This is a genomic window from Pseudomonas sp. Pseu.R1, from assembly GCF_045764065.1.
Taxonomy (GTDB): domain Bacteria; phylum Pseudomonadota; class Gammaproteobacteria; order Pseudomonadales; family Pseudomonadaceae; genus Aquipseudomonas.
The window spans coordinates 5205906-5218885 of the sequence record NZ_JBJGEE020000001.1 but is presented as its reverse complement, the minus strand read 5'-3'; the positions used below and the strand labels follow the sequence as shown (position 1 = coordinate 5218885).

Annotated in this window: 14 protein-coding genes; 8 read left to right on the top strand and 6 right to left on the bottom strand. The window is 61.5% G+C overall.

Going from position 1 to position 12980, the window contains the following annotated elements; genetic code table 11:
* Window positions 1-72: 72 nt before the first annotated feature.
* Window positions 73-1104: an alcohol dehydrogenase catalytic domain-containing protein gene (locus ACI5GA_RS23790; protein ID WP_421424513.1), complete on the top strand. Its 1032-nt coding sequence runs from the start codon at window positions 73-75 to the stop codon at window positions 1102-1104.
* Window positions 1101-2693 (top strand): PAS domain-containing sensor histidine kinase, encoded by a 1593-nt coding sequence (locus ACI5GA_RS23785; protein WP_421424512.1) that lies wholly within the window; start codon window positions 1101-1103, stop codon window positions 2691-2693. The genes ACI5GA_RS23790 and ACI5GA_RS23785 overlap by 4 nt, the downstream gene beginning before the upstream one ends.
* A 14-nt stretch (window positions 2694-2707) precedes the next feature.
* Here the strand turns inward: ACI5GA_RS23785 and ACI5GA_RS23780 are convergent, their stop codons facing one another.
* Complete coding sequence (locus tag ACI5GA_RS23780; RefSeq protein ID WP_421424511.1) at window positions 2708-3034, bottom strand: hypothetical protein; 327 nt, start codon at window positions 3032-3034, stop codon at window positions 2708-2710.
* 205 nt (window positions 3035-3239) lie between these two features.
* Window positions 3240-3701, bottom strand: a complete 462-nt coding sequence (locus tag ACI5GA_RS23775) for a GNAT family N-acetyltransferase (RefSeq protein ID WP_421424510.1) — start codon at window positions 3699-3701, stop codon at window positions 3240-3242.
* A gap of 94 nt (window positions 3702-3795) precedes the next feature.
* On the opposite strand from ACI5GA_RS23775, the gene ACI5GA_RS23770 reads away from it, so the two are divergent.
* From ACI5GA_RS23770 to ACI5GA_RS23760, 3 genes are read left to right on the top strand one after another with little or no spacing between them, the layout of a single operon-like run.
* Window positions 3796-5376 carry a RimK family protein gene (locus ACI5GA_RS23770; protein ID WP_421424509.1) on the top strand — a complete coding sequence of 527 codons (1581 nt, stop codon included), beginning with the start codon at window positions 3796-3798 and terminating at the stop codon, window positions 5374-5376.
* A gap of 3 nt (window positions 5377-5379) precedes the next feature.
* Window positions 5380-6291 carry a magnesium transporter CorA family protein gene (locus ACI5GA_RS23765; RefSeq protein WP_404639868.1) on the top strand — a complete coding sequence of 304 codons (912 nt, stop codon included), beginning with the start codon at window positions 5380-5382 and terminating at the stop codon, window positions 6289-6291.
* A gap of 45 nt (window positions 6292-6336) precedes the next feature.
* Window positions 6337-6477 (top strand): hypothetical protein, encoded by a 141-nt coding sequence (locus tag ACI5GA_RS23760; protein WP_404639866.1) that lies wholly within the window; start codon window positions 6337-6339, stop codon window positions 6475-6477.
* Window positions 6478-6683: 206 nt separating this feature from the next.
* On the opposite strand, the gene ACI5GA_RS23755 is transcribed toward ACI5GA_RS23760, so the two are convergent.
* Both ACI5GA_RS23755 and ACI5GA_RS23750 read right to left on the bottom strand, forming a co-directional pair.
* Entirely contained in the window at window positions 6684-7226 is a 543-nt protein-coding gene (locus ACI5GA_RS23755; RefSeq protein ID WP_421424508.1) for an ester cyclase, read from the bottom strand.
* Window positions 7226-8338 carry an alkene reductase gene (locus ACI5GA_RS23750; protein ID WP_421424506.1) on the bottom strand — a complete coding sequence of 371 codons (1113 nt, stop codon included), beginning with the start codon at window positions 8336-8338 and terminating at the stop codon, window positions 7226-7228. The genes ACI5GA_RS23755 and ACI5GA_RS23750 overlap by 1 nt, the downstream gene beginning before the upstream one ends.
* A gap of 110 nt (window positions 8339-8448) precedes the next feature.
* On the opposite strand from ACI5GA_RS23750, the gene ACI5GA_RS23745 reads away from it, so the two are divergent.
* Both ACI5GA_RS23745 and ACI5GA_RS23740 read left to right on the top strand, forming a co-directional pair.
* Window positions 8449-9360 carry a LysR family transcriptional regulator gene (locus ACI5GA_RS23745; protein ID WP_404639860.1) on the top strand — a complete coding sequence of 304 codons (912 nt, stop codon included), beginning with the start codon at window positions 8449-8451 and terminating at the stop codon, window positions 9358-9360.
* A 231-nt stretch (window positions 9361-9591) separates the two neighbouring features.
* Window positions 9592-9963, top strand: a complete 372-nt coding sequence (locus tag ACI5GA_RS23740; protein WP_421424504.1) for a VOC family protein — start codon at window positions 9592-9594, stop codon at window positions 9961-9963.
* 18 nt (window positions 9964-9981) lie between these two features.
* Here the strand turns inward: ACI5GA_RS23740 and ACI5GA_RS23735 are convergent, their stop codons facing one another.
* Both ACI5GA_RS23735 and ACI5GA_RS23730 read right to left on the bottom strand, forming a co-directional pair.
* The gene (locus tag ACI5GA_RS23735) at window positions 9982-10566 is read right to left on the bottom strand and encodes an HD domain-containing protein (protein WP_404639856.1); all 585 of its coding nucleotides are present in this window, start codon (window positions 10564-10566) and stop codon (window positions 9982-9984) included.
* A 1-nt stretch (window position 10567) separates the two neighbouring features.
* Window positions 10568-11695 carry a TauD/TfdA family dioxygenase gene (locus ACI5GA_RS23730; protein WP_404639854.1) on the bottom strand — a complete coding sequence of 376 codons (1128 nt, stop codon included), beginning with the start codon at window positions 11693-11695 and terminating at the stop codon, window positions 10568-10570.
* A 236-nt stretch (window positions 11696-11931) separates the two neighbouring features.
* Here ACI5GA_RS23730 and ACI5GA_RS23725 point away from each other — a divergent pair, with 236 nt between their 5' ends.
* Window positions 11932-12852: a LysR family transcriptional regulator gene (locus ACI5GA_RS23725; RefSeq protein ID WP_421424503.1), complete on the top strand. Its 921-nt coding sequence runs from the start codon at window positions 11932-11934 to the stop codon at window positions 12850-12852.
* Window positions 12853-12980 lie beyond the last annotated feature (128 nt).

Sequence of the window (12980 nt, the reverse complement as noted above, 5' to 3'; positions counted from 1 at the left end):
GGCGGCGTCTCGACGATGGCGAGACGCGCCGCTCACCGCTGCCCATTCAACACGTTTAGAGAGCGATCATTCATGACATCCCCGACTACTTACAAATCTGTTGTCGCCACCGCCCCCGGCCAACTGGAGCTGGTCGAACGCCCTGTCCCGATACCGGGCACTGGCCAGGTGCGCATCAGGGTCGAAGCCTGCGGCGTGTGCCACTCCGACAGCGCTACGGTGGAGGGCTTCGCAGGCGTCCCCTACCCTCGCGTACCAGGCCATGAAGTCATTGGCCGCATCGACGCACTGGGCGACGGTGTTCAGGGCTGGAGCGTCGGGCAACGGGTCGGCGTTGGTTTCCTCGCGGGAGAAGACGGCACCTGTCCATCGTGCCGACAGGGCGACCCGGTGACCTGCCAGAACCCGGTGATCACCGGGATGACCACCGACGGCGGTTACGCCGAAATCATGGTGGCCGAGGCTCGCGGGCTGGTGAACGTGCCGGAAGACCTGGACGCCGCCGAGGCCGCCCCGCTGCTGTGTGCGGGCCTGACGACATTCAACGCCTTGCGTCACTCCGGCGCTCAGGCGGGTGATGTGGTCGCCATCCACGGGCTGGGCGGGCTGGGGCATCTGGGCGTGCAGTTCGCGCGCAAGATGGGCTTTCACACCGTGGTGATCGCGCGAGGCGCCAACAAGGCAGACATGGCGCTGTCTTTGGGCGCGCACCGCTACATCGATGCGACCACCGAAAACGTCGCCGAAGTGCTGCGCAGCCTGGGTGGCGCGAAGGTGGTGCTTGGCACGGCGCCTTCGGCGCAAGGCATGACCGACACCATTCCCGGTTTGTCGCCGCGTGGTCAGTTGGTGGTCGTCGCAGTTCCGGGCGAACCCCTCGCCATCAACGCCACCGACCTGATCTTCGGCGCGCGCTCGGTCAGTGGTGCCCTCACCGGCACCGTCATCGACAACGAACAGACCCTGGCCTTCGCCAACCTTCAGGCCATTCGCCCGCTGGTGGAGACGTTCCCGCTCGAACAAGCCGCCGAAGCATACGCCCGCATGATGCGCGCCGACGTGAAGCTGCGCGCGGTGCTGGTCATGGGAACGCCCACGCCATGACACCACCGATCACGCCCGCCGAAGCGCACGTATTCGAGCGCTTTCACGACGCGGTGTTCGTGCGTGACATGGAAGGAACGATCCACTTCTGGAATGCTGCGTCGGCCGCCCTGTACGGGTGGCCCTCGCACACCGCGCTGGGCGCCAACGCGCGCGCCCTGCTGAAGTGCGAACACCACCGCGATCCACACGCCTGCGCCGACGCCAAGGTGCTGGCGGACGGTTATTGGGAAGGCGAGTTGTCGCGGCTGACCGAAACGGGCTCCCGTCGTTTGGTGAACGTCCGCTGGTCCCTGCGCAGGGATGCAGCGGGCAACCCCGTCGGCGTGCTGGAAACCGGCCACGACATTTCCTCGGCCAAGGAACTGGAGCGCCATCTCAAGGCCAGCGAGTACCGTTATCGCAATCTGTTTCAGGCCATGGCGGCCTCGTTCTGGGAGCTGGACTTCACCGCCGTCGGCCCCAAAATCCGTGCACTACTCGATGCCGGGGTGCGTGATCTGGAGCCTTACTTTCTGACCCATCCTGAAGTGGTGCGCGACATGATGCGCAGCACCCGCGTGCTCGACCTGAACGACCACAGCCTGCGCCTCTTCGGTCGTGGCAACCGCGCCGAAATGCTCGGCACGGTTGATCGCTATTGGCCGGACGAGAGCATTCAGGTTTACGCCCGCTGCGTCGTCAAATCCCTGGCGGGATTGCCCAACAACATCGAAGTCACACGCTTGAAAACCATCGACGGCACCGCGTTCGAGTGCCTGTTCACGGCCTGTTTCTCCAAAGAAAATCTGGCGCGCGGAGTGATCCTGATCGGCATCATCGACCTGTCTGAACTGGCGGCAGCGCGTCATGCGCTGGAGATCATGCAGACCGAACTCGCCCATGTGGCACGCATCTCGATACTGGGCGAGTTGAGTGCGTCGATCGCCCATGAAATCAAACAGCCCCTCACCTCGATTTCCACTTACGCGCAAGCCGCCCTGCGCTGGCTCAAACGGCCACAGCCTGATTTGCAGGAGATCGAAAACGCGCTGTTGCAGATCATAGACGAGGCACAAAGGACCGACGATGTCATCGGCCGCATTCGCGCCATGGCGCTGCGTCGCCCCGCTGAAGAATCGGACGTGGCCATCAACGAAGTGGTTCAGGACTCGCTGCAGTTCACCGATCATGAACTGCGCAAGCATTCGATCCGCCTGACCACCGAGCTGGCCGGCGCACTGCCACCGGTTCGTGCCGACCGGGTGCTGTTGCAGCAGGTGATCGTCAACCTGGTGATGAACGCCGCTCAAGCCATGGCCTCGACCGCATCTGCGCCTCGGGAACTGACGCTGCGAAGTACCAGCCCGGACGGCCAGGACGTGCGTTTCGAAGTGCTGGACAGCGGCCCCGGCATCGCTCCCGGCCTTGAGCACAAACTGTTCGAAAGCTTCTTCACCACCAAGACCACCGGCATGGGCATGGGCCTGCCGATCTGCCGCTCGATCATCGAGGCTGCGGGCGGCCTGATTCAACTGGAGAACCGGGACGACGGCTCATCGGGCGCGAAGGTCACGATCACCCTGCCCGGCCTGAAGCGCCCCGTCTGACAGCTCCCTGTCGCTCAGGAGAGACACGACAGCAGGTCATGCTCGGTGGCGTCGTCACGTTCATAGATGGCAATCGAGCGTAATAGATTGCGCTCGATCAACTGCTCGAACGCAGGCCGGAATATCGCGTCGGTGCTTGCGTCCATGGTCTCCAGCGTCGACCACGCGCACTCGATCACCCAACGCCCCCATGACTGCCCCTGCACATGCACATGACAGTCGACGCAACCGTCAGCGCCTTTGAGTTGCGCCATCGACGCATGCATCAACTGTGCGCACGTCGACGAGAGATGGGGATGTGCCTGTATGACCACGATTTTTCTTGCAGATGAAATGCGCATCGGAATCCCCGTTGACGGCCCTCTGCACCGAGAGCAGCCGAAGTGAGCAACGCATGAATGAAAGTGGGGTCTGGCCGTATGATCCAGCGCCGGGGAAAGGTGCGCCATAGTCGGTTGGCATAGCGACCCCACACTCAGGTATAGGGTGGCGATTGCGAAGCAGCAACGAGGCCCGCCATCAACAGGTGTTTCAAGGGTCGACCACTCACAGGCCATCGCACACAAGGTGCTTTTCGTAACGCAGCGCTTCGGTGTGGTCTTCGTAGTAATGCTCGACGCATGCGAAACGCTCATATCCGTTGGCTTCGTAGAGGCTGATGGCGGCGGGATTGTCGGGGCGCACCTCCAGTCGCAACCGCGTGCAATGGCGGGCCAATGCACAGGTCTGCGCTTCATCCAGCAAACGCTGCCCCAATCCATGCCCGCGCCAGGCCCGGCTGACAGCAATCGAATACAGACGTGCAACGGAGGTGCCCCGACGAAACAACACCAGGGCATAACCGGCAAGTTTTTTCTGCGCGGTGACGACGATCAGACTGGCGTTCGCCCGGCTGACCATCCTGTGGAAATGGCGCTGACGCAAGCGGTCGAGGGTGAAACATTCCTGCTCCAGCTCGACCAGAGCCTGCACATCGTCCATCGACGCAACGTGAACATCAAAAAGCATGGCAACACCGTAATGTTTGAGTAACGAACCGGGACAGGCCCAAAGGCCCGTGATTTATTGAAGCGGCGTCTTCTTCAACACGGATCGATTACTCATGTCAGCGGTGCAAGCCAACGTGAACGCAGTATTGGACAAATCCGAAGGTTCGACAATCACCCTCGTCGAGGAACCTCCCAGTCCCCACCCTTCTGGCAGTCGATTGCTGATTCTGGTCGAACGCAAAGAGGACTGGGCCGACTACCTGCCCAGCGAAAGCCTGATGCTGGCGCAGGATTACCTGGAGCACAGCGACGATTTCCCCCCTCGCACCCAAGTCATCAACCTGTGCCGTCATTACAAATACCTGGGGCAAGGCTACTACTGCTCGCTACTCGCCGAAGCCCGTGGCCACAAGGTGTTTCCCTCGGTGAGAACGGTCAGCGAACTGGCTCGCAAGGCCTTGTATGGCGTCGGGCTGGACGATCTTGAACGCACGCTGGAACGAGCACTGGCCAATCATCCCTACGGCAGCACTGAAGCGTTCACACTGTCGTTGTATTTCGGCAAGGCTTCCATCGCCTCGCTCCAAGAGCTGGGTCGCCAGCTCTTCGAGAGCTTCCCTTGCCCAATCCTGCTGGTGGAGTTTCGTCGCGGCGAAACCTGGCAGATCGCCGGGATCAAAGCGGGTGCGCTGCACCGGCTTCGCGACGAACAGCAGCACGTCTTCGCTGACGCGCTGGATGCTTTCAACCGACGTACCTGGCGTCAACCGGCCTCTCGCCGGGTGGCCCGTTACGATCTGGCGATCCTTCACGACCCGACCGAAGCACTGCCCCCCTCCAACCCCCGAGCGCTGGAACGCTTCGTCGAAACCGGCAAGCAGTTGGGCATCGACATCGAACTGATCGAGAAAAAGGACTATGCGCGCCTGGCCGAGTTCGACGCCCTGTTCATCCGCGAAACCACGCGGGTGGACGACCATACCTATCGGTTCGCCAAAAAGGCCGAGAGCGAAGGTCTGGTGGTCATCGATGACCCCTCCTCCATTCTTCGCTGCACCAACAAGGTCTACCTGGCCGACCTGCTCAAGCGCCGGGGGCTGGGTATGCCTGCCACCGACATTCTCTACAAGGACCGCCCTCAGGAACTGGAACGGGTGGGTCGTCGCCTGGGCTTTCCACTGGTGCTGAAAATCCCGGACGGCTGTTTCTCGCGAGGCGTGATCAAGGTCGCCGACGCGCAGGCGCTGCACGCCGCCGCACAGGAACTGTTCGAACACTCGGTGCTGCTGCTCGCGCAGGAATATTGCTACACCGATTACGACTGGCGGGTGGGCGTACTCAACGGCGAAGCGCTCTATGCCTGCCAGTACTTCATGTCCAAGGGACACTGGCAGATCTACAACCACAAAGCGTTGGCCGGTGAAGTCAACGGCCTGTGTCGTGCTGTCCCGGTGGAGCAGGCCCCGGTCGCCGTCATAAAGCTGGCCGTGGACACCGCACGGCTGATCGGCGATGGGCTTTATGGCGTCGATCTCAAGCAGGCCGGCGATCGCGTGTTGGTCATCGAAGTGAACGACAACCCCAATCTGGATGCCGGAATCGAAGACGCCGTGCTGGGGGACGAGTTGTATCGTCGGGTGTTGCAGGCCTTCACCCATCGACTCGAACGAAAACACCGTGGACAGGCGTGGTGAACGATGGTTGAAGGCTACTGCATTCAATCCGGTGCCCTGCGCGCGGCACCTGAACACAACGCCGAGGTGTGGCTGTGCATCGCACCGGATGCCCATCAACAAGTGGCCTTGCAGGCGCGGCTCGGCATCAGCGCACAAGCCATGGAGTCCTCGCTGGACCCGGACGAAGTGGCCCGAATCGAGATCAAGCCCGATCACCTGTTCCTGATCTGGAAGCGCCCGGAGAGCTTCGACGGCCGGGCCTTCAATGTGTCGTCTTTCGGCGTGGTGTTGAGCGAGCAGCGACTGGTGGTGATCTGCGCCAGCAACTCGCTGCTCTCGAACGTGAAGGACGAACCGGACCTGACCGGACCACTGGATGTGCTCATGGCGCTGCTGGCCGAAAGCGTTCATCACTACCTGGGGCATTTGCGCGTGGTGAAACAGGTCGCCCGCGAGATTCAGCAGCAATTCACTGAAGCGATGGACAACCGCCAACTGGCGCAGATGTACAACCTCAGCGAAAGCCTCGTGTACTACGTCAACGCGATTCACGGCAACGGTACGGTACTCACCCTGTTGCGCAGCCATGGGCAGCGGCAAGGTTTCAGCCCCGACCAACTGGACACACTCAACGACCTGATCATCGAAAACGAGCAGAGCTATCAGCAAGCCAGAATCCACGCCAAGGTGTTCGCCAACCTCATCGAATCCCGGGGCAACCTCGCCAACAACGGCATGAACCTGGCGCTGCGCAAACTCACCCTGATCAACGTCGTGTTCTTGCCGCTGAACCTGATTGCCGGCATTGGCGGCATGTCTGAGTTCAGCATGATGACCGCAGGCGTGCCCTGGTGGATATCGTTCCCGGCGCTGGTTTTGGGCATGACAGTGCTGGGTGCCGGGATGGTCGTCGCCCTGCGCCGCATGGCCTGACCAACCCCCTTCATTTCCTTCGCACACAACGTTCAGGAGTCAAAGATGCAAGCCTCAGACATCGGTTTGGTGATGATGGGTGTGATCGCGGTGCTGGGTACCGTGATCAGCCTGCTCGACCATCGCACGCAACGCGAGCCATCAGCGCAGGGCCGTCGAGCGGATCGGGAAAACCCTCGAAGCTGACAACCGCTGCGGTGACGTTACAGGGGCATGGACGCCCTCCTCCGTCAAACGGCCGCTGTCCTTCATATGTCGATGTCCAGGCTATCCACCAACGCTCTGAGCTTCAGCGTGGTGGCGATGGTCCTGATGAACAATCACTGAGCCGTGGCGAGCGCCTGAAAGACGAGCGCCGACGTGCAGGGCATGGCCACGTCGGCGCTTGTTTTTCAGGGATGAACCACCTCGATTTGCTGAAGGAAGGTCAGGTTGTCTTCCAGATGCCAGTTTTCAGCGATGCGGCCATCGGCGATGCGGTAGATGTCGGTGGCGATGAAGTTAACCGCCTGCCCCTGCCCTTTCACACCGTTGAACGTGCCGGTGAAATGCCCAGTGAAGCGCAGGTGCGAGACGACGCGATCGCCGCTGACGATCATTTGCTGGACCTCCACCGCGAGGTCCGGCACGGCCGTCAGAAACCCTTTGGACGCGGCCAAGGGCCCTGCGATGCCTTGCGGGCGCCCCGCTGGCAGGGTGCGGTCCATGAAGTCAGGGGCCAGCGCAGCGCGAGCCAGGTCCGGGTTTCCGGAAGCCCAGAAGGTCGCGTAACGGCGCGCAGCCAGCGTTTGGGCCTGCACGTGTTCTGGCGTCGCAGCGGGATCGGTGATCAGCACGTTGGGTGCAATCAACGGTGTTTCGGCAGCGACGGCCGTTTGGGTCAGCGCAGAAGTCAGGGCAGCAGCGGCCAGCAGGCCAGTGATCAAAGCACGCATCAGATTTCTCCAGTGTTGGCAGGTGGGTAGTCGACGTAGCCCTCAGCAGCGCCCCCAAACAGGGTCGACGGATCGAGTGCCGCAAGGGGCAGGTTGTGTTGCAGACGCGTTGGCAAGTCAGGGTTGCCGACGAAGGCCCTGCCAAACGCCACAAGGTCGGCGTAGCCTTGGGCGATCACCCATTCGGCGCGCTCACGGTCGTAGTGACCAGCGACGATGATCGGGCGGCTGAAACGTTCACGCAGGGACTTGCGGAATGACTCGGTGAAGACCGGCGCATCGTCCCAGTCGGCTTCCACCAGGTGCAGGTAGCCAATGCCTTTGGCTTGCAGGTATTCAGCAGCTTCGAGGATGGTGGGCAGAATGTCCGGGCAGTCCATGCCCCGCGCGGTGAGGAACGGCGCCAGGCGAATGGCCGTGCGTTCGGCGCCGATTTCATCGCTGATCGCGTCGATCACTTCCCGCAGAAAGCGCAGGCGATTACTGCGAGAGCCGCCGTATTCGTCGGTGCGTTTGTTGGAGGTGGTGCGCAGGAACTGATCCACCAGATAGCCGTTGGCGCCGTGCACTTCCACGCCATCGAAACCGGCGCGGATGGCGCGACGTGCAGCCTGGCGGAAGTCGTCGACGATTTGCGCGATTTCAATGCGGCTCAAGGCACGGGGCGTCGGGCTGTCGACCATGGCGCCTTGCCGGGTGACGGGATCGACTTTCCAGATCTGCCCTTCGAACGGCTCGGCAGACGGCGCCACCGGCAGCTCGCCACCGTGGAAGTCCGGGTGCGACATGCGCCCCACGTGCCACAGTTGCAGGAAGATGCGACCGCCTTCGGCGTGCACCGCCTGGGTGATGCCGCGCCAGCCCTCCACTTGCGCTTCGCTGTAGATACCTGGGGTGAAGGAGTAGCCCTTGCCCTGAGGCGAGATCTGCGAGGCTTCAGTGACGATCAACGCAGCCGAGGCGCGCTGGGCGTAATACTGCGCGTTGAGCGAATTGGGGATGTCGCCGGGCTGAGTGCTGCGAGCGCGGGTCATGGGGGCCATCACCACGCGGTGCGGGGCGTTCAGGCCAGCGAAGGCAATGGGGGTGAACAGGTTCGTTGAGGGTGGCATGGTGAAGGATTCCTGAGTCAGTGGCGGTTGATGGACTCAGTGTGCGTTTGGCGATCCGATTTGATAATTGGGTTAATCTTTGATGGATTTTCAAAAAATCTGGAAAAGTCATGGACAACCTGGAAGCCATTCGGCTGTTCGTCGAGGCTGCTCAATCCGGCGGGCTTTCAGCGGCCGGTCGCAAACTGGGCCTGTCACCGGCAGCGGCAAGTGCACGTTTGCTCAAACTTGAGTCGTCCCTCGACACCCGCCTGTTCGAACGCACCACACGCCAATTGCGGCTGACCGACGAGGGCCGGATTTACCTGCAACATTGCCGTCAGGCCTTGCAGGCACTGGACGACGCCCGCGCGGCGCTGTCGGTGGAGAAGAAGGAAATTCGCGGCAAGATTCGTATCTCGGCCACCTCGGACTTCGGTCGCCACGTGCTCAACCCCTGGCTTGACGAGTTCACCGCGCGGTATCCCCAGGTGGTGCCTGCGTTGCTGCTCTCTGATTCGCTGTCTCATCTGATCGCCGACGACGTGGACCTGATGATCCGTTTTGGCGTGCCGCCGGACAGTTCGCTGATCGCCCGCCCGCTGGCCACCAATCGCCGGGTGCTGTGCGCCTCCCCGGCATATCTGCGGCGCAAGGGCATGCCTGATCACCCGGATCAACTGACGAACTTCGACCACATCATCGCGGGCTCGTCAGGCTGGTCCAGCGAGTGGCGTCTGCAACGAGGCGATGAAAGCTGCGTATTCAAGGTGCCACTGGAAGCCGCCCGCGAGACCAACGACGGCGCCCTGGCCCGTCAATGGGCCATCGACGGTCATGGCATCACCCTCAAGTCAATCTGGGACATCAACGCCGATCTGGCGGCGGGTCGTTTACAGTTGGTGATGCCCGATTGGCAAACCGCCGAGGCGCCGGTGCATGCGCTGTACCCGCGCAATCGCTACCTGCCGCCGAGGGTGCGAGCATTGCTGGATTTCCTGCGCGAGCGCTTTGAACGGGCTGCGCAAGAAACCGCTCTCTAACGGCCGGTCGGCAGGACTGCTACAAGGGACCGTGTTAGCTACGCCACGACGCGGCATCTGGAAGGCAGGCTGAGCGCACGCAGATATTCAGCGCTCTGGGCTCGCTGCGCGAGCCGATCTTTCCGGTTTTTTTGAAAATCCGTCAAACACCAGCCCAATTTTCAACATCAAGACTGATTTGCACAATGAGTTCACTCCATCAATGACCTCACGGGCAAAGCAGGCCTTCCCATGTACCTGGATCACGCCAATATCGTTACCCCGGACCTCGACGCGACGGTCCGTTTCTTCACCGAAGTAATCGGTTTGAGGGCTGGCCATCGCCCGAATTTCCGGGTGCCCGGCGTCTGGCTCTACCGTGATGAGCGCCCCCTGATTCACTTGAGCCAGGCCACGGGCGGCTCGCCCGCGACCTGGTTGTCGTCGCGCATCGACCACATTGCCCTGCGCGTCGCCGACCCGACCGAGTGGACCGCCCTACTCGACCGGGTCAACGCCAGCGGCCTCGACCACCAGATCCATACACCCGATGACGGCAGCGACTTTCAGCTGTGGGTGCCATTGGCCGCGGGCGTCACGGTGGAAGTCATCGTGGCGCCATGAACGCGCGAAGAAAGCCCCTCAGGACAACGAATACTCCTTCCCGATCACTTGGGGATCGAACGGTTTGCGGCTGAAAATCCGCCGTACCATGGGCGCGAAGTGTTGCAGATCCGGTGTCGGGTAGTCGGGGTCGAACGACGCCTGATCCCAGCGCTCGCAGAAATCCACGCAGAGCGAATAACAAGGGTGATCCTTGTAGCGATCCCGCTCGTTACGATCGCCACCGAAGTGATGGGCGTAGTAGAAATTCTGGAACAGGCCATGATGGTGAAGGATCCAGGCCACCTCGCCACGCACGTAGGGCCGAATCACCGAGGCCGCGAATTGGGAGTGGTTATAGGGCGCCAGGTCGTCGCCAATGTCGTGGATCAATGCACCAACGATCATCTCCTCGTCTGCCCCGTCCGCCTCAGCGCGAGCGGCGGTTTGCAGGGAATGTTCCAGGCGGTTGATCTGGTAGCCCGAAAGCGTCGTCGCCAACCCTTGCAAAGCGTTCAGAATCCTCTCGGGCAGCCCTTTGTTGAATTCTTTTTCAAGGTGTTCAAGGAAGTGATACTCCTCGAACGTGCCGTCTTTCATGCGGATGAATTCGACCTGGTCCATATCAGGCAGCCTCTTCGGATGTACGGTTTCGTTTGAAGATCTCGCTCAACCGCTCACGGGGTCCATCAAGATCGATGTAGCAGCCCTGTAGATGGCGATGACCTTGCGCCGGGTCGTAGTGGGTGCGCCCGTGCAGCACGCGGCTGTTGTCGAACAACATCAACTCGCCGGCCTGCAGGCGGAATCTGACCTCGTAATCCGGGTGATTGAACAGCTCGGCCAGGCGCTTGCGGGCCAGATGAAACGCGCGCATGTCCGCCGCCCCCAACAGCGGCAAACTGTCCAGCCGCGGGCTGTAATGCACACCCAGGGTCTGGCCGGCTTCGTCGGTCTTGATCATCGGCCTGCGGGTGGTCAGCTCGACGCCCTTGTCCACGAAGCGGAAGCGCACCGGGGTGTTCTTGAGCAACAGGTAACCGGGCAGGTCTTGCGCTTTCAATGCCTCGACCACCTTGATGCTGTCCACCAGCGTCGACAGGCCGCCCGAAGTTTCGTTGATCAGGCAATGCAGCAACTGAATACCGGGCACCGGATCGCGATAAGGGTTGTCGGTGTGCGGCCCCAATCGGACGCTGCGGTACGCCAGATCATTGGCCTGAGGTTTGGAGTACACCTCGAAGTATTGTCCGAAGTTGGTTTCCTTCACATAACCAAACTTGCTGCCCACCGCCAGCACCTGCTCCGGCGTGTTCGGAACGTGGGTCAGCACGATGTAGCCGTACTTGAGATACGCCGTCAGTGCGGCCTCGAATGCCGGGTCGTGGTTCATCGCGCGCCAGTCGTGGCGAATCAGGCTTTGATCCAGATCGCTCCCCCACGCCACCGTTGACGGCGCGTGATCAGCATCGACCAGCTCTGCCATCAGTTCCTTCGTCGAATACGTGGCGCAATAGCCGTCGCTGAAGGCCAGTTGCACCTGCCCCGCCGAGACGTGCTGCACATCGATCAGACGAATGTCAGGGTCGATGAGGTGCGAGTCAAACAAGCGCTGCTGAGTGAGCGAATCAGTGGCATCCGGGTCCTGCGTCTTCTCTCGCAGCCAAAGGGCTGGCACTTCGTACTCGCCGGATTCGGTGAGCAACTTGATGGCGGGTGGCGTCTGTTGAATGTCCAGTTCGGTGGCGTGCATGGGGCAAGTCCTGAGGGTTTGTGAAACATTCATTCCTGGAAAGAAGCGCGAGTTGAAGCGCCGGTTCGTCGCGTCACCATGCAGCTTTCTAATGCATGCACTTTGCGAATTGGCAGCAGGCGACGTTGTGTGTGAGGATGCGCTGGCGCTTTTCGTTGCTTCTTAGTGGGCACTCTAGCCAGTGAGAGGCAGTGCCGGTAGCTGCCCAAACTTTATACAGACCATGCAAAAACCTTATGAAAGATAACCACCGCAACCTCCCGGCGCTGAAGGCACTGATGGCGTTCGAAGCCGCGGTGAGGCTCGGGTCCATGACCGCTGCTGCGAAAGAGACCGGGACCACCCAACCGGCCATTTCCCAGCAGATCAGGAGCCTGGAAGACACCGTGGGCGGTGCGCTACTCGACCGCTCGGGCAATCGCTTGCGCCCGACACCAACGGGCAAGCGCCTTCACGAAGAACTTTCTCCAGTGTTGACCCATCTGCATGCCGCCCTTGAGCGCGCCCGCGTCGGCCTGACGCAGCAGGTTCCGCTGATCACCATCGCGGCGAACTTCGGCTTTTCACACCTCTGGTTGTTACCCCGATTGCACGTGTTGCAGAGCGCGTTTCCGGACGTGCGGTTTCAGGTCCTCCCTGTCGACACGCTGGACGCTGCCCTCCTGCACGAAGCCGATCTTTCCATCAGCTTCGATCAGCGCAATTCAGGGCGCGAAGGCGAAATCATGCTGGCACCCGAGTGCGTCTTCCCCGTGTGCAGCCCGGGCTTTGCACAGCTGCATGCGTTGGGAAACGAGGTGACTGAACCCGATTTGCGCGCTGTCGCGCTGCTGCACATGGACGAGCGCAACCCGCGCTGGCTGGACTGGGCACGCTGGTCTGATCTGGCGGGGTTTGGCGAGCTGAATGAACAGACCAGCTTCACGTTCAACAACTATCCGCTGCTGTTGAACGCTGCGATTCAAGGCCATGGCCTGGTGCTGGCGTGGGGCGCGCTGGCCGAGCAGGCCATACAGGACGGGTTGCTGGTGCCGCTGGGGCCGATCGTCACCCGCGAGGATCACGGGTATCTGTTGCGAACCCGTCATCGCAACAACGCCCTGATCGCGCCCATCGTCGAGTGGTTCAAATCCACCATGAACTCGACTCAGGCGTGACCTCACTTCGCAGCCGTCAATCGGTGCACGCGACAGGGACTGCGCGTCGCTCACGGCCTGGCTCGGATCGTCGACGATGCGCACATGAATGTTCAGCGCGCGCAGTTCACGCTCTGTCTGTGCCAGCT